At 67.6% G+C, this 587-nt stretch carries 1 pseudogene; it reads left to right on the forward strand.

The window, feature by feature from the left end:
* Positions 1–587, forward strand: a pseudogene (locus B3D39_RS12895) (cell division protein FtsK); the annotation flags it as partial.

A 587-nucleotide genomic window follows, 5' to 3' on the forward strand; every position in this document is an offset into this window, starting at 1 on the left:
AGCCGCAATTGCGCGCCGAGCCGCCGCTCAAGGCCAAACCGCGGTTCATGCCGGGCTTCGGCGCGCCTGCCGCTGCCGCCGAGCATGCGCCCGAAATGGCCTATGCCGGTGCCGACGAGCCGCAGATGACGGCGGCTGAGCAGGTCGCGCAGGGTTATGACTACACGGACGATGACAGCCGCGACTGGACCCACCCGGATTACGAAGGCTTCGAGGCCGATCCCCGCGACATGCGCACCGAGCATTTCTACGCAGGCGAGCCGCACTCCTTCGACGAGTCGGGCGCTGCGCAATGGATCGAGGAAGACGTCGTGCCGGAGATCCCGGCCTCCGCGCGTGGTCTCGACCGTCAGGTCATCAAGCAGCCCGAGCCGAAGCGCGTCGTGCAGCCTGCGGCGAAACCCGCAGCCCCCTCGCGTCGTGCGATCGAAGAGGCGCAGCCGAAGATGGCTTTCGAGAAGCCGAAAACCGCGCCCTTCGAGATGCCGCCGCTGTCGCTGCTGACCAACCCCACGACGATCCAGCGCCACCAGCTTTCCGACGAGGCGCTGGAGGAGAACGCGCGGATGCTCGAAACCGTGCTCGAC

It is taken from the genome of Thioclava sp. UBA3469 (assembly GCF_002378135.1).
In the GTDB taxonomy this organism is placed as follows: Bacteria; Pseudomonadota; Alphaproteobacteria; order Rhodobacterales; family Rhodobacteraceae; genus Thioclava; species Thioclava sediminum.